24 protein-coding genes are annotated in these 22,174 nt (G+C 57.9%); 14 read left to right on the forward strand and 10 right to left on the reverse strand.

Annotated features, from left to right (window positions below; genetic code table 11):
• Positions 1–205 precede the first annotated feature (205 nt).
• From ybjM to MT962_RS03360, 12 genes are all read left to right on the forward strand, one after another.
• Complete coding sequence (ybjM, locus tag MT962_RS03305; protein WP_024556031.1) at positions 206–586, forward strand: inner membrane protein YbjM; 381 nt, start codon at positions 206–208, stop codon at positions 584–586.
• Between the two features lie 113 nt (positions 587–699).
• Positions 700–987: a DUF1418 family protein gene (locus tag MT962_RS03310; protein ID WP_024556032.1), complete on the forward strand. Its 288-nt coding sequence runs from the start codon at positions 700–702 to the stop codon at positions 985–987.
• Entirely contained in the window at positions 971–1,693 is a 723-nt protein-coding gene (nfsA, locus tag MT962_RS03315; RefSeq protein ID WP_247364556.1) for a nitroreductase NfsA, read from the forward strand. The genes MT962_RS03310 and nfsA overlap by 17 nt, the downstream gene beginning before the upstream one ends.
• A gap of 83 nt (positions 1,694–1,776) precedes the next feature.
• Positions 1,777–2,679, forward strand: a complete 903-nt coding sequence (gene rimK / locus MT962_RS03320; RefSeq protein ID WP_024556034.1) for a 30S ribosomal protein S6--L-glutamate ligase — start codon at positions 1,777–1,779, stop codon at positions 2,677–2,679.
• Positions 2,680–2,763: 84 nt separating this feature from the next.
• Complete coding sequence (locus MT962_RS03325; RefSeq protein ID WP_024556035.1) at positions 2,764–3,243, forward strand: YbjN domain-containing protein; 480 nt, start codon at positions 2,764–2,766, stop codon at positions 3,241–3,243.
• A 354-nt stretch (positions 3,244–3,597) separates the two neighbouring features.
• Complete coding sequence (potF, locus tag MT962_RS03330; protein ID WP_024556036.1) at positions 3,598–4,710, forward strand: spermidine/putrescine ABC transporter substrate-binding protein PotF; 1,113 nt, start codon at positions 3,598–3,600, stop codon at positions 4,708–4,710.
• Positions 4,711–4,841: 131 nt separating this feature from the next.
• On the forward strand, positions 4,842–5,975 hold the full coding sequence (gene potG, locus MT962_RS03335) for a putrescine ABC transporter ATP-binding subunit PotG (RefSeq protein ID WP_024556037.1): 1,134 nt from the start codon (positions 4,842–4,844) through the stop codon (positions 5,973–5,975).
• Positions 5,976–5,984: 9 nt separating this feature from the next.
• Positions 5,985–6,950 carry a putrescine ABC transporter permease PotH gene (gene potH, locus MT962_RS03340; protein WP_024561476.1) on the forward strand — a complete coding sequence of 322 codons (966 nt, stop codon included), beginning with the start codon at positions 5,985–5,987 and terminating at the stop codon, positions 6,948–6,950.
• Positions 6,947–7,792 (forward strand): putrescine ABC transporter permease PotI, encoded by an 846-nt coding sequence (gene potI / locus MT962_RS03345; RefSeq protein WP_024556039.1) that lies wholly within the window; start codon positions 6,947–6,949, stop codon positions 7,790–7,792. The genes potH and potI overlap by 4 nt, the downstream gene beginning before the upstream one ends.
• 113 nt (positions 7,793–7,905) lie before the next feature.
• Complete coding sequence (locus MT962_RS03350; RefSeq protein ID WP_048888388.1) at positions 7,906–8,340, forward strand: YbjO family protein; 435 nt, start codon at positions 7,906–7,908, stop codon at positions 8,338–8,340.
• Positions 8,341–8,393: 53 nt separating this feature from the next.
• Positions 8,394–9,521, forward strand: coding sequence for a 23S rRNA (uracil(747)-C(5))-methyltransferase RlmC (gene rlmC / locus MT962_RS03355; protein WP_247364562.1), 1,128 nt, complete (start codon positions 8,394–8,396; stop codon positions 9,519–9,521).
• 67 nt (positions 9,522–9,588) lie between these two features.
• Positions 9,589–10,449 carry an alpha/beta hydrolase gene (locus tag MT962_RS03360; RefSeq protein WP_247364564.1) on the forward strand — a complete coding sequence of 287 codons (861 nt, stop codon included), beginning with the start codon at positions 9,589–9,591 and terminating at the stop codon, positions 10,447–10,449.
• Between the two features lie 39 nt (positions 10,450–10,488).
• Here MT962_RS03360 and artJ read toward each other — a convergent pair whose 3' ends face one another.
• The 6 genes from artJ to MT962_RS03390 form a co-directional block, all read right to left on the reverse strand.
• A complete protein-coding gene (gene artJ / locus MT962_RS03365; RefSeq protein ID WP_048888391.1) occupies positions 10,489–11,220 on the reverse strand; it encodes an arginine ABC transporter substrate-binding protein ArtJ in 732 nt (243 codons plus the stop codon).
• A gap of 271 nt (positions 11,221–11,491) precedes the next feature.
• Positions 11,492–12,160, reverse strand: coding sequence for an arginine ABC transporter permease ArtM (gene artM, locus MT962_RS03370; RefSeq protein ID WP_024556044.1), 669 nt, complete (start codon positions 12,158–12,160; stop codon positions 11,492–11,494).
• Positions 12,160–12,876 carry an arginine ABC transporter permease ArtQ gene (artQ, locus tag MT962_RS03375; RefSeq protein ID WP_024556045.1) on the reverse strand — a complete coding sequence of 239 codons (717 nt, stop codon included), beginning with the start codon at positions 12,874–12,876 and terminating at the stop codon, positions 12,160–12,162. Before artQ ends, artM begins: the two co-directional genes overlap by 1 nt.
• Before the next feature lie 8 nt (positions 12,877–12,884).
• Positions 12,885–13,616, reverse strand: coding sequence for an arginine ABC transporter substrate-binding protein ArtI (gene artI, locus MT962_RS03380; RefSeq protein ID WP_024556046.1), 732 nt, complete (start codon positions 13,614–13,616; stop codon positions 12,885–12,887).
• Between the two features lie 20 nt (positions 13,617–13,636).
• Positions 13,637–14,365, reverse strand: a complete 729-nt coding sequence (artP, locus tag MT962_RS03385; RefSeq protein ID WP_024556047.1) for an arginine ABC transporter ATP-binding protein ArtP — start codon at positions 14,363–14,365, stop codon at positions 13,637–13,639.
• Between the two features lie 211 nt (positions 14,366–14,576).
• Positions 14,577–15,107, reverse strand: a complete 531-nt coding sequence (locus MT962_RS03390; protein WP_048888393.1) for a lipoprotein — start codon at positions 15,105–15,107, stop codon at positions 14,577–14,579.
• Positions 15,108–15,234: 127 nt separating this feature from the next.
• Between MT962_RS03390 and MT962_RS03395 the strand changes: the two genes are divergently transcribed.
• The gene (locus MT962_RS03395; RefSeq protein ID WP_024556049.1) at positions 15,235–15,558 is read left to right on the forward strand and encodes a heavy metal-binding domain-containing protein; all 324 of its coding nucleotides are present in this window, start codon (positions 15,235–15,237) and stop codon (positions 15,556–15,558) included.
• Complete coding sequence (locus MT962_RS03400) at positions 15,555–16,385, forward strand: N-acetylmuramoyl-L-alanine amidase (RefSeq protein ID WP_024561480.1); 831 nt, start codon at positions 15,555–15,557, stop codon at positions 16,383–16,385. The genes MT962_RS03395 and MT962_RS03400 overlap by 4 nt, the downstream gene beginning before the upstream one ends.
• A 412-nt stretch (positions 16,386–16,797) precedes the next feature.
• On the opposite strand, the gene MT962_RS03405 is transcribed toward MT962_RS03400, so the two are convergent.
• From MT962_RS03405 to poxB, 4 genes are all read right to left on the reverse strand, one after another.
• Entirely contained in the window at positions 16,798–17,814 is a 1,017-nt protein-coding gene (locus tag MT962_RS03405) for an NAD(P)-dependent oxidoreductase (protein WP_024561481.1), read from the reverse strand.
• Positions 17,815–17,907: 93 nt separating this feature from the next.
• On the reverse strand, positions 17,908–19,353 hold the full coding sequence (locus MT962_RS03410; RefSeq protein WP_247364566.1) for a DUF2867 domain-containing protein: 1,446 nt from the start codon (positions 19,351–19,353) through the stop codon (positions 17,908–17,910).
• Between the two features lie 9 nt (positions 19,354–19,362).
• Positions 19,363–20,364 (reverse strand): low-specificity L-threonine aldolase, encoded by a 1,002-nt coding sequence (ltaE, locus tag MT962_RS03415; RefSeq protein ID WP_048888397.1) that lies wholly within the window; start codon positions 20,362–20,364, stop codon positions 19,363–19,365.
• A 37-nt stretch (positions 20,365–20,401) separates the two neighbouring features.
• Positions 20,402–22,120 carry a ubiquinone-dependent pyruvate dehydrogenase gene (gene poxB / locus MT962_RS03420; RefSeq protein ID WP_024561484.1) on the reverse strand — a complete coding sequence of 573 codons (1,719 nt, stop codon included), beginning with the start codon at positions 22,118–22,120 and terminating at the stop codon, positions 20,402–20,404.
• Positions 22,121–22,174: the final 54 nt, after the last annotated feature.

Here is a 22,174-nt window from a genome sequence, read left to right on the forward strand (position 1 = left end):
TTATTTTCACATGCCCTGAAATCACCTGCGGAACATTACGCAGCGGCTAGTTTAATCGCAATGAAGATCAACGGCTAGTAAGAATAGTGTACTTATAGAGTACGTTTTTTTGGCAAGGATAGCTACCACGCTTTATCAGACTGGGCGCCCTGAAAGGCGGCTTTCAGTAAATCCGATACAGGCATTATCAAGGGGATATCTGTTGATGCGAAGACAAAGCTGGGCGGGGACCATTTGTTGTTTCGTCCTGTTTATTGTGGTGTTCATTTTCCATAAATGGCTTTTAACCCGTGGTTCCCCTATAGAGGGAAGAATGGATTTGGGCATGCTTTTCTTTATTTTGCCAGGCATCGTGGCGAGCGTGTTTTGCCGCAACGCCCGGGTTGTGAAACCGATGCTCGGCGCCATCCTCGCTTCGCCGCTCTGTCTTTTGCTGTTTTTGATGTGGCGCGAAAGCGAACGCTCGTTCTGGCAGGAACTGGCGTGGACCTTCGGCGCGGTCTTCTGGTGCACGCTGGGCGCGTTGTGCTATCTCTTATTACTGACGCTGATTAAGCATTACGATGCGGCGAAAAACCGGCTCTGAAGCCGGTTTTTTATCGCAGCGCTTTACGAAACGCGCTGATAACGCTTCTTCAGGCTAAAAGCAACGGCAGAATATCAGGTTATACTTTCGAGCTTTGACGACCGGAGTTCCCCATGCGTTCACCTGTCATTCCCAAATCCTTGCTGCTGCTGGAAGCGGTGGGGATGGCGCTGCTGCTGCTGGCTTTACTCTCATTTAACCAGTACGTGACGCTGCCCGCGCCGTTTAACGGCGGTGCAGCGAGAGTGGGAATGCTTTTCGCGGGCGTGGCTTTGATATTGCCTGCGGCAGTGGCGCTGATGATTGCGCTGGCGCGCCAGCTGGCGCCGCGGCTGATGAACGCGGGCTCCGGTCCTTCCGCTCACCAGGATAAGGAAAAACGCGATGACGCCGACCATTGATCTTTTACGCGCCCACCGTTCCATTCGCCACTACACCGACGAACCGATCACCGAAGCCCAGCGTGAAGCGATTATCGCCAGCGCCCAGGCTGCATCAAGCTCGAGCTTCCTGCAGTGCAGCTCAATTATTCGCGTTACCGATACGGCGCTGCGTGAAAAGCTGGTGACGCTGACCGGCGGCCAGCAGCATGTGGCTCAGGCGGCGGAGTTCTGGGTCTTTTGCGCTGACTTCAATCGCCATCTGCAAATTTGCCCGGACGCGCAGCTCGGGCTTGCCGAACAGCTGCTGCTGGGCGTGGTGGATACCGCGATGATGGGACAAAACGCCCTGACGGCGGCCGAGTCTTTAGGGTTAGGCGGCGTTTATATCGGCGGCATTCGCAACAGCATCGAGGCGGTAACCGAGCTGCTTAAGCTGCCAAAGCATGTGCTGCCGCTGTTCGGCCTGTGCCTCGGCTGGCCGACGGATGACCCGCAGGTGAAGCCGCGTCTGCCCGCCTCGCTGGTGGTGCATGAAAACCACTATCAGCCGGTAGACGAGGCGACGCTTGCCCGCTATGACGAGGAACTGGCGCACTACTACCTTAGCCGCGGCAGCAATACCCGTCGCGATACCTGGAGCGATCATATTCGTCGCACCATTATCAAAGAGAGCCGTCCTTTTATTCTCGATTACCTGCATAAGCAGGGCTGGGCAACACGTTAACCCTTTTGACGCCTCCCCCTTCGTTGCGAAACGCGGGGGGTGTATGATACGCGGGCATTTACGTTTGTTCAGAGAGGTGCAGGGTGAAAATCGCCATTTTGTCCCGGGATGGTACGCTCTATTCGTGTAAACGCCTGCGTGAAGCGGCCATGCGCCGCGGCCATCAGGTTGAGATCCTCGACCCGCTGTCATGCTATATGACTATTAACCCGGCGGCCTCGGCCATGCACTACAAAGGGCGCCAGTTGCCCCATTATGATGCAGTCATTCCCCGCATCGGTTCCGCCATCACCTTCTACGGCACCGCCGTGCTTCGCCAGTTTGAAATGCTCGGCAGCTACCCGCTGAACGAATCGGTGGCTATCACTCGCGCGCGCGATAAGCTGCGCTCATTGCAACTGCTGGCGCGTCAGGGCATCGACCTGCCTTTGACCGGCATTGCGCATTCGCCGGATGACACCAGCGACCTGATAGACATGGTGGGCGGCGCGCCGCTGGTGGTCAAGCTGGTGGAAGGCACACAGGGCATCGGCGTGGTGCTGGCGGAAACGCGCCAGGCGGCGGAAAGTGTGATTGACGCCTTCCGCGGGCTGAACGCCCATATTCTGGTGCAGGAATATATAAAGGAAGCGAAAGGGCGGGATATACGCTGTCTGGTGGTGGGCGACAGCGTGGTAGCGGCCATTGAGCGGCAGGCGAAAGAGGGCGATTTTCGCTCCAACCTGCACCGCGGCGGGGTGGCGCGCATTGCCGATATCTCGCCTGAAGAGCGTGAAATCGCCCTGCGGGCGGCGCGCACGCTGGGGCTGGATGTGGCGGGCGTCGATATTCTTCGCGCCGAGCGCGGGCCGCTGGTGATGGAGGTCAACGCCTCGCCGGGGCTCGAGGGCATTGAAAACACCACCGGCATTGATGTCGCATCCAGGATGATTGAGTGGGTAGAGCGGCATGCGAATTCCGACTTTTGCCTGAAAATGGGCGGATAAGCGGCTAATCATGGTATGGAAGGAGGAATTTGCGTAAGCTATCCTCTTTTGATTTTATCGTTACTGAAAGAGGTATCCGGTTTTATGCATTCACTCGTCGTCCCGACTCTGGACACCCTGCGCCGCTGGCTCGATCGTCTCGGCGTGAGCTTCTTCGAGTGCGATACCTGTCAGGCGCTGCACCTTCCTCACATGCAGGATTTCGACGGTGTTTTCGACGCGAAGATCGATCTGCTCGATAACGTGGTGCTCTTTTCCGCCATGGCGGAAGTCAAGCCTTCGGCGCTGCTGGCGGTGGCTGCGGATCTCTCCGCCATTAACGCCGGTTCGCTGACGCTAAAAGCGTTTCTCGATATTCAGGATGATAACCTGCCCAAACTCGTCGTCTGCCAGGCGTTGCATGCCCAGGTGGGCGTCAGCGAAGAGCAGTTCGCCGCTTTCTTCCGCCAGAGCGAACAGCAGATCTCCATGGTGATTCTGGAAGCCCGCGCGCAGCAGTTGCTTTACACACCGGAAGAAGAGGAAAAAAGCGACCGCGTAGTGAATAACCATTTTCTTCACTGATCCCGCCTCTTATTAGCGCAGTCGCCACCAGGGCGGCTGCTAAATTTGACTTTTTATTCTGTCCTCAGCCTCTTCTTAAAGCATTTTTCACCGCTTCAACCGCCAGTTTGGCTTATCACATAGAGCGATTCAGCCTAAAAAATTGATAAAAGGCGTTTTTTATACCGGGCTATAGCCTCGGGACCGGGCTACAGTTATCCTTGCGCTGGCTTGAAAAGCGTGCAACGTCTGCCGAAGGTCCTCCGGTCCTTTTTCTGTGCAGGTGAACAGATATGCATGATTTTTGCATATGTCTAAATGCGTAAATTTAGCTCGCTCAACGGGCTTTTACCCTTTATTCAGAAGGAAACAGATATGTCCACCCAAGGTAAAAAATGGTTGTCGGGTGTGGTTGCCGGTGTGCTGATGGCATGTTCCGCCACCGCCATGGCGGCCGAACAAAAGACGCTGCATGTATATAACTGGTCTGATTATATTGCACCGGATACGGTCGAAAACTTCACCAAAGAGACCGGTATTAAAGTGGTTTACGACGTGTTCGATTCCAACGAGGTGCTTGAAGGAAAACTGATGGCGGGCAGCACCGGCTTTGACCTCGTCGTCCCTTCCGCAAGCTTCCTGGAGCGCCAGCTTACGGCAGGCGTCTTCCAGCCGCTCGATAAGAGCAAGCTGCCGAACTGGAAAAATCTCGATCCGGAGATTCTCAAGCTGGTCGCGAAACACGACCCGGATAACAAATACGCCATGCCTTACCTCTGGGCGACCACCGGCATTGGTTATAACGTCGATAAAGTCAAAGCGGCGCTTGGCGCCGACGTGCCGTTGAACAGCTGGGATCTGGTGCTGAAGCCGGAAAATCTCGCTAAGCTGAAAAGCTGCGGCGTCTCTTTCCTGGATGCCCCGGAAGAAATTTTCGCCACCGTGCTGAACTACCTGGGCAAAGACCCGAACAGCACCAAAGCGGATGACTATACCGGTCCTGCTACCGATCTGCTGCTGAAGCTGCGCCCGAACATTCGCTACTTCCATTCCTCTCAATACATTAACGATCTGGCGAATGGCGACATTTGCGTCGCTATCGGCTGGGCAGGGGACGTATGGCAAGCGGCTAACCGCGCCAAAGAAGCGAAGAATGGCGTGAATATCTCCTACACCATCCCGAAAGAGGGGGCGCTCGCCTTCTTTGACGTTTTCGCCATGCCGAAAGACGCCAAAAACACCGATGAAGCCTATCAGTTCCTCAACTACCTGATGCGCCCGGATGTAATGGCTCACATCAGCGACCACGTTTATTACGCCAGCGGCAACAAGGCCGCCACGCCGCTTGTGAGCAAAGAGGTGCGCGACAACCCGGGCATCTACCCGCCTGCCGATGTATTTGCCAAGCTCTTCACACTTAAGGTGCAGGAGCCGAAGATTGATCGCGTAAGAACCCGCGCGTGGACTAAAGTGAAAAGTGGTAAATAAATAAACCAGCTTTTGCGTAACGGTACCGCTCCGGGCGTTAACGCCCCTTCTGGACAGAGGTCGCAAGCCTCTGTCCAGACGTTTGTGCGGCATTGCCCGCACCGTTTTATTGTTTTGCCGGAGAGCAAATCGTGACTGATGCTACCCCTCGCCCCCAGGCGAAAACCCGCAAGGCGCTTACCCCGCTGCTGGAAATCCGCAACCTGACCAAATCCTTCGACGGCCAGCACGCCGTAGACGATGTCAGCCTCACCATTTATAAAGGCGAAATTTTCGCTCTGCTTGGCGCCTCCGGCTGCGGCAAATCCACGCTGCTGCGCATGCTGGCGGGTTTTGAGCAACCGACCACCGGGCAGATCATGCTGGATGGCGTCGACCTCTCCCATGTGCCGCCCTATCAGCGGCCCATTAACATGATGTTCCAGTCCTACGCGCTCTTCCCGCATATGACCGTGGAGCAAAACATCGCCTTCGGCCTTAAGCAGGACAAACTGCCGAAAGCGGAAATCGCCAGCCGCGTGCAGGAGATGTTAAGTCTCGTGCATATGCAGGAGTTCGCCAAACGCAAGCCGCACCAGCTCTCTGGCGGCCAGCGCCAGCGCGTGGCGCTCGCCCGCAGCCTGGCGAAACGCCCGAAACTGCTGCTGCTTGATGAACCTATGGGCGCGCTGGATAAGAAGCTGCGCGACCGCATGCAGCTCGAAGTAGTGGATATTCTCGAGCGCGTGGGCGTGACCTGCGTAATGGTGACCCACGATCAGGAAGAGGCGATGACCATGGCGGGCCGCATCGCCATCATGAACCGCGGCAAGTTTGTGCAAATCGGCGAGCCGGAAGAGATCTATGAACATCCCACCACCCGCTACAGCGCGGAATTTATCGGCTCGGTCAACGTCTTCGAGGGGCTGCTGAAAGCGCGCCAGGAAGATGGTCTGGTGATCGATTCGCCCGGCCTGCTTCATCCGCTGAAAGTGGACCCGGACGCGTCGGTCGTGGACGGCGTGCCGGTTTATGTCGCGCTGCGTCCGGAAAAAGTGATGCTCTGCGACGAACCGCCTGCGGATGGCTACAACTTTGCGGTGGGCGAAGTAGTGCACATCGCCTACCTCGGCGACCTCTCTATTTATCATGTACGGCTCAAAAGCGGGCAGATGATTAGCGCCCAGCTTCAGAACGATCACCGCTATCGCAAAGGCGCGCCGACCTGGGGCGATGAAGTTCGCCTCTGCTGGGATGCGGACAGCTGCGTGGTTCTGACGGTTTAAGGAGGCGAAATGAGTAGTACGTTTGAACGCCACGGCGAACCTGTCGCCGACGTGAAGCCCGGCGGCGCTAAGCTCTGGCTCGCTCGCCTGCAGATGGCCCATGGCCGTAAGCTGGTTATCGCGCTGCCTTACCTGTGGTTAATTTTGCTCTTTCTGCTGCCGTTTCTGATTGTATTTAAAATCAGCCTGGCGGAGATGGCGCGTGCTATTCCGCCCTATACGGATCTGGTGAGTTGGGAAGAGGGGCAGGCTTCGATTCTGCTCAACTTCGCCAACTTCCTGCAGTTAACGGACGATCCGCTTTATTATGAGGCGTACCTGCAGTCGCTGCAGGTGGCGGCGGTTTCGACAATTTGCTGTTTGCTGCTCGGCTATCCGCTCGCCTGGGCCGTGGCCCACAGCAAGCCTTCCACGCGCAACATCCTGCTGCTGCTGGTTATCCTGCCGTCGTGGACGTCGTTTCTTATTCGCGTCTACGCCTGGATGGGCATTCTCAAAGAGAACGGCATTCTGAATAACGTGCTGCTGTGGCTCGGCGTTATCGATCAGCCGTTAACCATCCTGCACACCAACCTGGCGGTTTATATCGGCATCGTTTACGCCTATCTGCCGTTTATGGTGCTGCCGATTTATACCGCGCTGACGCGTATCGACTACTCGCTGGTGGAAGCTTCGCTGGATCTCGGCGCCCGTCCGCTGAAAACATTCTTCAGCGTGATTGTGCCGCTGACCAAAGGCGGGATTATCGCCGGCTCTATGCTGGTGTTTATTCCGGCGGTAGGCGAATTTGTTATCCCGGAACTGCTGGGCGGTCCGGACAGCATTATGATTGGCCGGGTCCTCTGGCAGGAGTTCTTTAATAACCGCGACTGGCCGGTGGCGTCAGCGGTAGCGATCACCATGCTGGTGGTGCTGATCGTGCCTATCATGTGGTTCCATAAGTATCAGAACAAAACCATGGGGGACCACGCATGAATAATCTGCCTGTTGTGCGTTCTCCCTGGCGCATCCTGATCCTTATCATCGGCTTTACATTCCTGTATGCGCCGATGCTGATGCTGGTGGTTTACTCCTTTAACAGCTCGAAGCTGGTCACGGTCTGGGCGGGGTGGTCGACGCGCTGGTACAGCGAGCTGTTCCAGGACTCGGCGATGATAAGCGCCGTGACGCTGAGCCTGACCATCGCCGCCTGCGCAGCGACGATGGCGGTGGTGCTGGGGACTATCGCGGCGGTGGTGATGGTGCGGTTTGGCCGCTTTCGCGGCTCAAACGGTTTCGCTTTTATGCTGACGGCGCCGCTGGTGATGCCCGATGTCATTACCGGTCTGTCGCTGCTGCTGCTGTTTGTGGCGATGGGCCACGCCATCGGCTGGCCTTCGGATCGCGGCATGCTCACCATCTGGCTGGCGCATGTCACGTTCTGTACCGCCTATGTTTCGGTGGTGATTAGCTCCCGCCTGCGCGAACTGGATCGTTCCATTGAGGAAGCGGCGATGGATCTTGGCGCTACGCCGCTGAAGGTTTTTTTCGTCATCACGCTGCCGATGATCATGCCGGCGATTGTTTCCGGCTGGCTGCTGGCCTTTACGCTTTCGCTGGACGATCTGGTTATCGCAAGCTTTGTCTCCGGCCCCGGCGCCACCACGCTGCCGATGCTGGTTTTCTCCAGCGTCCGCATGGGGGTGAATCCGGAGATCAACGCCCTGGCGTCGATTATCCTCGGCGTGGTCGGAATAATCGGACTTATCGCCTGGTTCTTTATGGCCCGGGCAGAAAAGCAGCGACTGCGCGATATCCAGCGTGCAAGGCATAGCTGAGCGACCTAAAATCTGCAATCATGTGCCTTCAGCGCCGCGCGAGCCGCGGCGCTGTATCACAGGGAAGGCGAGATTTGGACATTTTCAGCAAACCGCGAAATTCACATGCCAGAATGAACGCCCCGACGCTGGTGCAGGTGGCGGCAATAGCGATTATCACCACCCGGTGTGTCGATCTCCTTTTGCTTTTTAACCTGCTCGGCCTGCGCGGCACGATGGATTTTATCCACCGCAGCGTGCAGACCTGGAGCCTGACCCTGATTTTCCTTGGCAGTCTGCTGATGCTCTGCGTGGAATTCCGCTGCGCGTTCGTCATTCTCAAAGGACGAAGTTGGGGACGCTGGGTTTATTTGTTAACCCAGATTGTCGCCGTCAGCTATCTCTGGGCTGCCTCTCTGGGCTGGGGCTATCCGGAGCTTTTCAGCATCGCCGGCGAGTCGAAACGGGAAATTTTCCGCTCCCTGGTGATGCAAAAATTGCCGGACCTGCTGGTGCTCTTTCTGCTCTTTGTTCCCTCTCCCAGCCGACGATTTTTCCAGCTACAGTAATTCGCCAGGCGTGATAGAATCGCCGGTCCGCGTTTTCCTTAAGGTTTTTTGCTATGCACTGCGCACTCTTTGATGCCGGGCGCTGCCGATCCTGCGCCTGGATTGAACAGCCGATGGCGACTCAGCTTACCGCCAAAATGAATGATTTACGCCAGCTGCTGGCGGAGCATCACGTGGGCGAATGGGCAGAGCCGGTCAGCGGGCCGCAAGAGGCGTTTCGCAATAAAGCCAAAATGGTGGTGAGCGGCAGCGTGGAAAAACCGCTGCTCGGCATGCTGCACCGCGACGGCACGCCGGAGGATCTTACCTCTTGTGCGCTTTATCCCGCGTCGTTTTATGCCGTTTTCGCCGTGCTGAAGCCCTTTATCGCCCGCGCCGGGTTAACTCCTTATAACGTGGCGCGTAAACGTGGCGAATTAAAGTATCTGCTGCTCACGCAAAGCACGCTGGACGGCGGCATGATGCTGCGCTTTGTGCTGCGTTCGGAAGTCCGGCTTGAGCAACTGCGCGCCGCGCTGCCCTGGCTACAGGCGCAACTGCCGCAGCTTAAGGTTATCTCCGTGAATATTCAGCCGGTGCATATGGCGATAATGGAAGGGGAGAAAGAGATTTGGCTGACGGAGCAGCAGGCGCTGGCGGAAAACTTCAATGGCGTGCCGCTCTGGATCCGCCCGCAGAGCTTTTTCCAGACCAACCCGGACGTCGCCGGTAAGCTCTATGCTACCGCCCGCGACTGGGTGCGGGCGTTGCCGGTACGGCATATGTGGGATCTCTTTTGCGGCGTGGGCGGTTTTGGCCTGCACTGCGCGACGCCCGCGATGACGCTTACGGGGATTGAGATAGCCCCTGAGGCTATCGCCTGCGCCACACGCTCCGCCGATATGCTCGGGCTGAAGGATGTGCGCTTCCAGGCGCTGGATTCCACCCGGTTTGCGACAGAGCAGGGCAGCGTTCCCGATCTGGTGGTGGTGAACCCGCCGCGGCGCGGTATCGGCCAGGAACTTTGCGACTACTTAAGCCGCATGGCGCCGCCGTTTATTCTGTACTCGAGCTGTAACGCGCAGACGATGGCGAAAGATATCAGCCTGCTTACAGGCTATCGCATCCTGCGCGTGCAGTTGTTCGATATGTTTCCGCATACCGCGCATTACGAAGTGTTAACGCTGCTGGTGCGACAATAAGTCTCAGCCGTCGCTGGTTGCCGTTGCGGCCTATACTCTCTGCAGGTCAACCTGGCAGAGAGACGCGATGTTTAACGACTTCACTCATGACAAAATCACGGTTACCCACGCCACGCTGAACGTACGCTACGGCGGCAACGGCCCGCCGGTATTGCTGCTGCACGGGCATCCGCGCACCCATATGACCTGGTCGAAGGTGGCACCGCTGCTGGCGAAGCAGTTCACTGTTGTTTGCCCCGATCTGCGCGGCTTCGGGCAGTCTTCTGTGCCTGTTGATACGCCCGATCACGCCGGTTCCGCGAAACGAGCGAAAGCGCAGGACTGCGTTGAACTGATGCAAGCGCTGGGCTTCCCGCGTTTCGCCATTGTCGGCCATGACCGGGGCAGCTACACCGCTTACCGCGCGGCGCTCGATTTCCCCCACCTCATCACGCGCCTTGCGGTGCTGGACAGCGTGCCGATTCTGGAGGCGCTGGAGCGCTGCAACGAAAAGTTCGCCCGACAGTGGTATCACTGGTTTTTCTTCGCGCAAAAGGAGAAACCGGAGCGGGCGATTCTGGCCGACCCGGACGCCTGGTACGGCGGGCGGACAGCGCAAATGAATGACGACGAGTACGCCGATTTTCACCGCGCCATTCATGACCCGGCAACGGTGCACGGCATGCTTGAGGATTACCGCGCCGGTTTAACGGTTGACCGCGAGCATGAAGCGGCGGACCGCGCAGCGGGGCGTAAAATCCGCTGTCCGACGCTCTGCCTGTGGTCGGAAAAAGACGATCTGGTCGATCTCTATGGCGATGTGCTGGCTATCTGGCGAAACTGGGCTGACAACGTGCGGGGCGGGGCTATCCCGAGCGGGCACCATATGGCGGAGGAAGCCCCCGAAGCGTTGGCGCAAGCGCTGATGTTATTTCTGCAGGAAAAATAAAGGCCCGCGTAGCGCGGGCCTTACCATGCGTGGTTATTGTTACTGCGGGAACCACTGGTCGCTGATTTTCTGATACGTGCCGTCCGCTTTAATGGCGGCCAGCGCGTCGTTCAGTTTCTTCAGCAGCGCCACGTTATCCGGGCGTACTGCAATGCCAAGGCCGGTGCCGAAATATTGCGGGTCGGTCACTTTCTCGGTCGCGGTGCCGAGCTGCGGGTTGCTCTTCAGCCATTCGTTTACCACAGCGGTATCGCCAAACACCCCGTCCAGACGACCGTTTTTCAGGTCGATAATCGCATTCTGGTAGCTGTCATACGCCACGGTTTTCACTTCCGGGTGCTTATCCTGCAGGTATTTCTGGTGCGTGGTGCCGTTTTCCATGCCAATGCGTTTGCCTTTCAGGTCGGCAAAAGACTTATAGGCGCCTTTTTTGGCGATAACCACGGCGGAGTTAGCGTAATAAGGGGCGGTAAACGCGACCTGCTTCTGGCGCTCCGGCGTGATATCCATACCCGAAATCACAGCGTCATATTTTTTAAATTTCAGCGACGGGATCAGGCTGTCGAAAGCGTGGTTGGTAAAAGTGCATTCTGCCTGCATTTGTTTGCATAATGCTTTCGCCAGATCGATATCAAATCCGACAATCTGGTTGTTCGCATCCAGCGACTCAAAAGGAGGATATGTCGCGGAAGAACCGAAGCTGATTTTTTCTGCCGCAGCGGCGTGGAAAGCGGCGCCAGCGAGTATGGCGGCCAGAATGAGTTTTTTCATCGTGAAGCTCCCGTCTGTCAATCTTGTTTTATTTCACCGTTTGCCCGGCGTGAAAACACCATGCCATTTAATGAATTTATATGCAATAAAAATGTATAATTATTTGCATGTAAACCTCTTCCCGGACGGGGGGAGGGCTGGGGCTTCGGTAAGGCGGGTCTGCAGAGAAACGTGCTTTGAGTGGGGCGGGTAAGCGAATCGCTACCCGCCAGAACGTCAGGCAAGAACACTGGGCAACCAACGGCGCAGCGCCCCTTCTCCTGGAAGGGGGTTAACTGCGGCGCTCAAACGCCAGCGCGCGGCGTTCAACCAGGCGCATCAGCAGCGTCAGCAGGCCGTTGACGATGAGGTAGATAACACCCGCCGCGCCGAATACCATCACGTCGTAGGTGCGTCCGTACAGCAGTTGCCCGTGGCCCATCACTTCCATCAACGTGATGGTGTAAGCGAGCGAGGTGCTCTTAAACACCAGCACCACTTCGTTGGAATAAGACGAGAGCGCGCGTTTGAACGCATAGGGCAGCAAAATAGCGAGCGTGTCTTTCTTGCTCATGCCCAGCGCCCCGCAGGATTGCCACTGGCCTTCGGGAATGGCGCGGATCGCTCCGTAAAACAGCTGCGTGGTATAGGCCGCCGAGTTGAGCGAAAGCGCAATCAGCGCGCACAGCCAGGGTTCGGAGAGCAAATGCCACAGCGCCGGGTAATTCTGCAATGAAGGAAATTGCCCCGGTCCGTAGTAAATCAGGAAGATCTGCACCAGCAGCGGCGTGCCGGTAAAGAGCGTAATGTAGCCGCGCACAATCCACACCAGTACCGGCGTTTTCAACGTCAGGATGATGGTGAAGATAAGCGAAAGCAGCAGCGCGACGACAATAGAGGCCGCGGTCAGCGTCAGGCTGGTATGCAGCCCTTTAAGGAGCTCAGGTAAATAATCCAGCATTAGCCTGGTCTCCGTTCAAAACGCGTAGCGCGACGATCGATATGGTTGAGCACATACTGGCTGATAAGCGTGATAACCAGGTAAATCGCCGCCGCGATAATGTACCAGGTAAAAGGCTCCTGGGTGCGGGTGGCGATGCTTTTGGTTTGCAGCATCAGGTCGTTAACGCTAATCAGCGACACCAGTGCGGTATCTTTCAGCAGCACCAGCCACTGGTTGCCGAGGCCAGGCAGCGCGTGGCGCCACATCTGTGGCATCACCAGGCGAAAGAAAATCGCGGTTTTGGACAATCCCAGCGCCTGCCCCGATTCCCACTGGCCGACCGGCACCGCTTTAAGCGCGCCGCGCAGGGTCTGCGAAGCATAAGCCGAATAGAGCAGGGAGAGGGCGATAACGCCGCACAGGAACGGGCTGACGTCGAAATTCTCAATCTGCATCTGCACCGGAATTTGCGCAAATCCGAGGTTAATGTTGAAACCATCGGAGAGCAGGAGCAGCAGTTGGGAGGAGCCGAAATAGATAAACAGCACCACCAGAATTTCCGGCAGGCCGCGCAAAATAGTCACCAGCGCGGTGGCTATCCACGCCACGGGCCGCCATTTCGCCGACTCCCAGACGGCGAAAATCATCGCCAGCACGAGGCCGATGATAAGCGCGCAAACGGCAAGGCCGACGGTCATCCCGGCGGCGCTTGCTAAAGGAAACATATCGTTCATTCAGGCGATTACTTCTGGAACCATTTTTTGTAGATGGCGTCGTAGGTGCCGTCTTTCTTCACCTTTTCCAGCGCAGTATTGAATTTCTGCTGCAGGTCGGTGTTGCCCTGACGAACCGCGATGCCAAGACCGGTGCCGAAATAAGCTTTATCCGTCACTTTGTCGCCCACGGCGGCCAGTTTCGGGTTCGCTTTCAGCCATTCGGTAACGACGGCCGTGTCGCCAAACACCGCGTCGATACGACCGTTTTGCAAATCCAGCTTCGCGTTCTGGTAGCTGTCATACGGCACGGTAGTAATTTCCGGGTGTTTGTCGTTGATGTATTTCTGGTGAGTCGTGCCGTTCTGCACGCCCACGCGCTTGCCTTTCAGCTGTTCGAGGCTGGTAAATTTACCCTGCTGACCGATGAACAGCGCAGAGTTGTCATAATACGGGGTGGTGAACAGCACCTGCTTCTGGCGCTCCGGCGTAATATCCATCCCCGCCATCACCGCGTCGAAGCGTTTAAACTTCAGGCTTGGGATCAGGCTGTCGAATGCCTGGTTGGTGAAAGTGCAGGTGGCGTCAATCTCTTTGCAGAGCGCGTTCGCCAGATCCACGTCGAAACCGACGATTTTATTGCTGGCGTCCATCGACTCAAACGGAGGATAGGAAGCTTCGGTCGCGAAACGAATGGTCTGTGCTGCGGTGGCGGAAAGGCTGACGCTGGCAAGCAGCGCGGCAAGTAATACTTTTTTCATTGTCATTTTCCCGATCTGCATCAGTGAGATAAGTAATGTTTAAACGCATCGGTCTGCGGGTGGGTGAAGCAACTCGCATCCCCCTGTTCAATGATATGGCCATTTTCCATATAGACCACGCGGCTGGCGGTTTTGCGCGCCACTTCCACTTCGTGCGTCACAATCACCTGAGTAATGCCGGTTTGCGACAGCTCGCGAATAATACTGACGATTTGCGCGGTGATCTCCGGGTCCAGCGCCGCGGTAGGTTCGTCAAACAGTAAAACCTGCGGCTCCATCATCAGCGCGCGGGCAATGGCCACGCGTTGCTGCTGACCGCCGGAGAGGTGCAGAGGATAGCGATCAACGTATGGCGTCAGGCGCAACCGCTCAAGCAGCTTGTCGGCACGCTTGCGCGCCTCGTCTTTGCTTAAGCCCAATACGCGGCAGGGCGCTTCGATGAGGTTCTGCAACACGGTGAGATGTGGCCAGAGGTTATATTGCTGGAAAACCATGCCCACATTCTGGCGCAGCTCGCGAATCGCTTTATCGCCAGGCGCTTTTGAGAAGTCGAACCGGTTGCCCGCAATGCTGAGTTGGCCGGAACGCGGCATCTCAAGCAGGTTGAGTACGCGCAGCAGCGAGCTTTTGCCCGCGCCGCTTGGACCAAGCAGCACCAGCGTTTCGCCCTGTGGACAATCGAGGGTGATATCAAACAGCGCCTGATGAGCGCCGTAATAACAATTAATGCCGTTTAGTTGAATACTCATGCGTAGCAGTTGAATAGCAATTGAGACCGCGAATAGTATCGCCAGCAGAATAGTTATGCAATATTTGTGCGTTAAAACTTAAAATCATCCAGATAACCGCTTTAAAATTAGCACAAAATAGCGGGGCGGGTAGCAGGCAAGGATAAATGTCGGCGTAACGGCGCTAAGCCAGACTATTTACTTGAACCTCTGTCCGCCTCCCGCAGGCCGTTTAACGATGCTCCAGCGACTGGCGCAGCGTGCCGGAAGGGGCATGCACGGCGCCGCCCAGGTAGCGAACATCATCTACCGCCCAGCACTGGCCTTCGCGGATCATCAGCACTTCATCCCGCCATTGCTGGCTCCCCTGGTTGAAAACCACGCGCAGCGGAATATTGCGCGCATCGGTATTCGGGATGCGGGAAGCGCTGTCGACCTTCGCGGTTTGCGCGGCGTCGGTGCGGCTGGTGAAAGGGTCGCTGCGCAGGAAAGCATTTTGCGGTTGGTTCTCACGGCTTGCGCTTTGCAACTGTTCATAAAGCGAATCGCTTAAGTAAGGGCGCAGGGCGCTAAGATCGTTTAACCCCTGGCTGCGATGCGCGATGCGATAGTCGTAAAATTGCTGCGCGACGGCGTCAGGGCCGCCTTCCACACAGGGTCCGCTGCGCGAGCCAATATCCTTGAACGCCGGAGTGACGGGAGTGGTGCAGGCGCTGAGCATCAGAGCGCAAGGCAGCGCTAAAAACAGAGCGGAATGGCGCATTTTCATTTCCTTATTCTCGTAAGCAGGACTACGTTTCTTGTCACAGGACATTTTTAGCATAGCGTATCGTCGCCAGTTTGCGTCTGGTATTGTCTGCTAACGCATTGATAGCCAAAAGGAGAAACCCATGCAATTTTCCACCACCCCTACGCTTGAAGGACAGGTCATCGTTGAGTATTGCGGCGTGGTCACCGGGGAGGCGATCCTCGGCGCCAACATCTTTCGCGACTTTTTCGCCGGCATTCGCGATATCGTCGGCGGCCGCTCCGGCGCCTATGAAAAAGAGCTGCGCAAGGCGCGGGAAATCGCCTTTCGCGAACTGGGCGAGCAGGCGGCGGCCCTTGGCGCAGACGCAGTGGTCGGTATTGATATCGACTACGAAACCGTGGGCAAAGAGAGCAGCATGCTGATGGTGAGCGTCACCGGCACGGCGGTGAAAACCCGTCGATGAAGCGTTTTTGTTGGCCGCTTATTGTGGCGGCGCTGCTCGCAGGGTGTGCGGGCGAAAAGGGAATACTCGATCGTGGCGATTATCAAGTAGATGTCCGGCGGCAGGCGCAGGCGGCGTATCCGCGCGTAAAAGTGCTGGTTATTCACTATACGGCGGATGATTTCGACAGCTCGCTCGCCACGCTTACCGACCGCAACGTAAGCTCGCATTACCTTATTCCCGCCATTCCACCGGAAAAAGGCGGTAAGCCGGTTATCTGGCAACTGGTGCCGGAGCGGGATCTCGCCTGGCATGCGGGCATTAGCTACTGGCGAGGGGCGACGCGGATTAACGATACCTCTGTCGGCATCGAGCTTGAAAACCGCGGCTGGCGGAACGTGGCGGGGCAGAAGCACTTCGCTCCTTTCAGCGCGCCGCAGATAGCGGTGCTGGCGAAACTCGCCCGCGATATTATCCAGCGCTACCAGATTAACCCCGCCAACGTGGTGGCGCACTCTGATGTCGCGCCGCAGCGTAAAGACGACCCGGGCCCGCTTTTCCCCTGGCGCCAGCTCGCCGCTCAGGGCATCGGCGCATGGCCGAATTCAGACCGCGTCGCTTTTTACCTGGCGGGCCGCGCGCCTTATGAGCCGGTGGACGAAGCCGAACTGCTGACGCTGCTCGACCGCTATGGCTACGAGGTGAAGCCGGAGCTGACCGACGCGCAGCGCAAGCGGGTGATTACCGCGTTCCAGATGCATTTTCGCCCGGCGCGGTACGATGGCCTGGCGGATGCCGAAACCGAAGCGATAGCGCAGGCGCTGCTGGAAAAATATGGGCAGGGGTGAGCGTTCTTGAAGGCGACGTTCGCCGCTGCGCTTATCCGCCTTACCTGTTAGCGGCAGATATTCGGGTGAGGGGAAGGGTTATGTACACCAGAGTACGGGGTTACTTATGTCCGCTTTCTTCACGCAAAGGTGTTAAGGGGGCCCGCCGCCCCCTTAACCAGCTCGGTTCATGCCGCTTAACCGGCCTATCCATGGGCCTCGCCCCTTTACGGTTAATGGCGCCCGGCATTTTTGAACACCCGGTGCGTGCTGGCCATCCTGAAAAAGCGGAGGCGATTTAGAGGCCGGATGAACAACATTGCTGACTGGTTGAATAAGAAAGTTAGGGTGATGGTGCGGCAAAGACAGAAATAAGCTTTGTATTTTGTCGGGTGGGTAAGCGCAGCACCCGCCTGGCGCTGCGCTGTATTGCTTATCCCCGGTGCAGCTTCCCGTGATCCCGCAGCCAGAAGGCGGTGCGTTCAATCCCTTCATCCAGCGACACCACCGGCTGATAGCCAAGCTCCGTTTCGGCGCGGCGGATATCCAGCGTAAAGTCAAAATTCAGCTTCGATACGCCGTAGTGGGTCAGCACCGGCTCTTTGGCCGCTTTGTTGCCCATGCGCTCCAGGCTTCGCGCAACCAAATCGAGCATCGGGTAGGGCACTGAGCGAATGCGGCAGCTTATCCCCAGCGCGTCGATAAGCTTTTGTACGATAACCCGCAGCGGGCGTGGTTCGCCGTTGGCGATGTTATAGGCCCGGCCGGAGGCGAGCGTATCGCATTCGCTGCTGCTGGCGAGCCACATCGCATGGACCGCGTTTTCATAGTAGGTCATGTCCACCAGCGCTTCGCCGCCGCGCGGCAGCAGTACGCTGCCATAATGGCGCATCATCTGCACCAGACGGGGAAAGAAAACAGTATCGTGCGGTCCGAACAGGCTTTGCGGACGCAAAATGGTGAAGCGCGTTTGCGGGTTGGCCTGCGCCAGCAGTTGAACCACCTCCTCGCTTGCCGCCTTGCTGCGAGCGAACTCGTTGGCATAGCGCGCCGGACGAAAATCTTCCTGAATGTCCAGGTGGTGGTGATAGTCAAAATAGAGCGCCGGAGAAGAAAGATGCACAAAGTTGCGCACGCCCCAGGCGACCGCCCACTCGCCCAGACGGCGGGTGGCGCGCACATTCGCGAGATCGAAAACCTCCTGGGTGCCCCAGGGCGCGGTAAAGCTGGAACAGTGCCACAGCGTGTCGATATCGGCCAGCATCACTTTGGCCTGCGAAGAGACCAGATCCGTCAGGTCAGCATGGACAAACTCCGCGCCCATTTTGGTCAGCAGCTTGCCCATCGCTTCGTTGTTGCCGGTAGCCCGAACGGTAAGGCCTTTACGACGTAAAAACTCGACCGCGTTTCGGCCTAAACCGCTGGTGGCGCCCGTGACCAGTACCTTCATGTCGACTCACTGTGCAGAAAAGATTGTGCCGCGCATTCTTCCGTTAAATCCGCCGCTATGCAATGGGATAAGCGTAAGAATCCACGTGCAGGCCTATGTTTCAGAAGTTATTCGTTCCGCTCTCCGCGCAATCTGCTGCGCCATACCGCGAAAGATAAACAGGTGCGCCGGAAACATCGCCAGCCAGTAAAGCAGCCCGGCCATGCCGTGTGGATGCCACCAGGCGCGTACGTCGAGCGTGCGGTAGCTTCCCTTATCACGCAGCGTAAAAACCAGCCGCCCCAGCCCTGGCGCTTTCATCCCAAAAAGCAGCGTCAGCTGGGCCTGCGGCTCGGCCACCAGCACGCGCCAGCTGTCCACGGCGTCGCCGGTTTGCAGATAAGGGCGAGCAGGGCGGCCGCGAGGAAGCCGGTGGCCCGCAAGCAGGTCAAGCGCGCCCCGGATTCGCCAGAGAACATTAGCAAAGAAATAACCCTCCCGCCCGCCGATGCGGTTAACCACGTCCCATAACGCGCCGAGGCTTGCGCGGGTATGCACCGTATGACCCGCCTGTTTTGGATAATAACCGTAGTCAGCGCGCCAGCGGGCGCAAGCCAGCGGATCGTCGCCCCAGTCGTCCCGATTAGCCAACTGCGTCTCTTTTTCGAGCGTGGCGCGCACGGCCTCGTCAAAGCTTATCAACCGCTGGGGGATGAGCTCACGCAGCGCCCGATCATCCGCCAGCAGGTCATGCTTTAACCCCTGGATTAGCGCCCGGGCGATGTAGGGCGGTACGGACGTGATAGCGTTCAAAAACCAGACGGAGATCCAGCTTGTCGGCAGCGGCAAAGGAATAAGCGGGCGGCGCTGTCCGCTTATCGCCATAAAGCGTTCAAACTGTTGCTGATAACTCAGTACCTCCGGCCCGGCGGCTTCGAAAACCCGATGGACGGCGGCGGGACGATGTAATAGTTCAAGCAGGTAATGGAGCAAATTCTCCAGCGCAATCGGCGTGGTGCGTGAACGCACCCAGCGCGGCGGCGTTAATACCGGCAGGTTGTGCACCATATCGCGCATCACTTCAAAAGCGGCTGAACCGGCGCCGACGATAATTCCGGCGCGCAGTTCTGTCACCGGGACGCCCGCGTCGCGCAGAATATCCGCCGTCATCTGACGGGCGCGCAGGTGATCGGAGGGCGTTTCGCCCGGCGGCGTTTGCAGCGAGCTGAGGTAGATTATCTGGCGCACCGGCGTTTCGCGTAGCGCGTCGCGCACGTTGAGCGCCGCCTGGCGTTCATGGGCGATAAACGCCTCGCCTTCGCCCATGCTGTGCACCAGGTAATAGAGGGTATCTACGCCAGCGAGCAGGGCGGGGAGCCCTTCCGGCCATTGTAGATCCAGCGTGTGGCAGACAACGCCCGGGAGAGCGAGTCTCTCCAGCGGTTCGATATGCCGGGCCGCAGCGCGCACCGGATAACCCGCCGCGCTCAGACGACGGGTGAGGTGCTGGCCGACATAGCCGCTGGCGCCCAGCACCAGCACAGGCTGCGGCTCGTGCATAGCGTTTCCTTAGCGGCTGAAAAAAGCCTGCCAGAGGCGGACCACTTCGCCGAGCTGGTCCCGGTTAACGTCCAGATGGGTTACGAGGCGGGTGACGGGCGCCGCGCTGATAAGCACATCATGCGCCTTCATATACTCGCCCAGCTCCGCCACGCGCTCCTGCGGGACGCGCACGAAAAGCATGTTCGTATCCTGACGACGGACATCGGCGCCCGCTTCGCGCAGCGCGCCGGCAAGCCAGGCGGCGTTGTCATGGTCTTCTTTCAGGCGCGTCACGTTATGCTCCAGCGCATAGAGGCCTGCCGCCGCCAGAATGCCCGCCTGGCGCATGCCGCCGCCGGTCATTTTGCGCCAGCGGGTCGCGCGCTTGATGTAGTCGCGGTTGCCGAGCAATAGCGAGCCCACCGGCGCGCCGAGCCCTTTTGACAAACAGATAGTAAAAGTGTCGCAGTAGCGGGTCACTTCTTCCAGCGTGCAGCCATAATCCACCACCGCGTTGAAAATACGCGCGCCATCGACGTGCAGCGCCAGGTTGCGCTCGCGGGTAAATTCCCATGCCTTCTGCAGGTAGTCGCGCGGCAGCACTTTGCCGTTGTGAGTATTTTCAAGGCTTAAAAGCCTCGTGCGGGCGAAGTGAATATCGTCCGGCTTGATTTTCATCGCCACTTTATCAAGCGGCAGCGTGCCGTCCGGATCGGCCTCAATAGGCTGCGGCTGGATGCTGCCGAGCACCGCCGCGCCGCCGGCTTCATACAGGTAATTATGGGCAAGCTGGCCGACGATATACTCTTCGCCGCGCTCGCAGTGGCTCAGCAACGCCACCAGATTGGCCTGGGTGCCAGTAGGCAGAAACAGCGCCGCCTCTTTTCCGCTTAAGCGTGCGGCATAATTCTGAAGTTCATTAACGGTAGGATCGTCGCCATAAACGTCGTCCCCGACCGGGGCGGCCAGCATGCGCTCCAGCATGGCGCGGCCCGGGCGGGTGACGGTATCGCTGCGTAAATCAATCACGGCATTTCCTTTTTCAGGGAAGGGAGATGCCTCTTTTTTACCGGAACCAGTTGGTTTTCGCCAGTTCGATAACTTCGTCGCCGCGACCGTTAATAATGGCGCGCAGCATATAAAGGCTGAAGCCTTTGGCCTGCTCCAGTTTGATCTGCGGCGGCATCGCCAGCTCCTCTTTCGCGACCACCACATCGACCAGAACGGGGCCGTCGATGGAAAAAGCGCGCTGCAAGGCTTCGTCCACTTCCGCCGCTTTCTCTACGCGAATGCCTGTTATGCCGCATGCCTCGGCGATGCGCGCAAAGTGGGTGCTGTGCAGTTCGGTGCCGTCCGTCAGGTAGCCGCCCGCCTTCATCTCCATCGCGACAAAGCCGAGCACGCTGTTATTAAAGACTACGATCTTCACCGGCAGATTGAGCTGCGCAAGGGTGAGAAAATCGCCCATCAGCATGCTGAAGCCGCCGTCGCCGCACATGGCGACCACCTGGCGGCCCGGCGCGGCGGCCTGGGCGCCGATAGACTGCGGCATGGCGTTGGCCATGGAGCCGTGGTTAAACGAGCCGAGCAGGCGGCGTTTGCCGTTCATTTTCAGGTAGCGTGCGGCCCAGACGGTGGGCGTGCCGACATCGCAGGTAAAAATGGCGTCGTCCGCCGCGTAATGGCTTATCTGCTGCGCCAGATATTGCGGATGAATCGCTTTGTCGCCCGGCTTCGCCAGATCGTCAAGCCCTTCACGCGCCTTGCGGTAATCCTCCAGCGCTTTGTCGAGAAAACTGCGATCGGTTTTCTCTTCAAGCAACGGCAGCAGCGCCTGCAGCGTGGCTTTCACATCCCCCACCAGCGCCATGTCCACCTTACTGTGGGCGCCGATGCTGCCGGGGTTGATGTCTATCTGGATGATTTTCGCATCCGTGGGGTAGAAGGCGCGATAGGGGAACTGCGTGCCGAGCAGCACCAGCGTGTCGGCGTTCATCATGGTGTGAAAGCCGGATGAGAAGCCGATAAGCCCGGTCATGCCGACATCGTAAGGGTTGTCATACTCGACATGCTCTTTACCGCGCAGGGCGTGCACAATGGGCGCTTTGAGCGTTGCGGCGAACTGCACCAACTCTTCATGGGCGCCAGCGCAGCCGCTGCCGCACATCAGCGCGATATTGCTGGAATAGCGCAGCAGCTGCGCGAGCTTCTTAAGTTCAGCCTCTTGCGGCGTGATAACCGGCTGCGGCGCGCTGTACCAGTGGGTGCTCGCGCCTTCCGGCGCGGGGCGCAGCGCGATATCCCCGGGTAATACCACAACGGACACGCCCCGGTTGATAATCGCTTTGCGCATGGCGATAGCGAGCACCTGGGGGATCTGTTCCGGCGTGCTCACCAGTTCACAGTAATGGCTGCATTCACGGAATAGCTCCTGCGGGTGCGTCTCCTGGAAATAGCCGCTGCCGATTTCGCTGGAAGGAATATGGGCGGCGATAGCCAGCACCGGCACATGGTTGCGCTGGCAGTCGAACAGGCCGTTGATTAAATGCAGGTTGCCAGGGCCGCAGGAGCCAGCGCAAACCGCCAGCTCGCCCGTCAACTGCGCTTCGGCGCCAGCGGCGAAAGCCGCCACCTCTTCATGGCGTGTAGACATCCATTCGATAGTTTTCATGCGGTTAAGGCTGTCGCTTAAGCCGTTCAGCGAGTCGCCGGTCACCCCCCAGATGCGTTTTACACCTGCCTGTTCAAGCGTTTTTGCAATGTATGCAGCCACTGTCTGTTTCATCGTTACTCCCTGAAGTGAATGTGATACCGCCTGAAAGCTTAGTTCATTTCGCTG

The sequence above is a fragment of the Franconibacter sp. IITDAS19 genome (assembly GCF_023079515.1).
GTDB classification, from domain to species: Bacteria; Pseudomonadota; Gammaproteobacteria; order Enterobacterales; family Enterobacteriaceae; genus Franconibacter; species Franconibacter pulveris.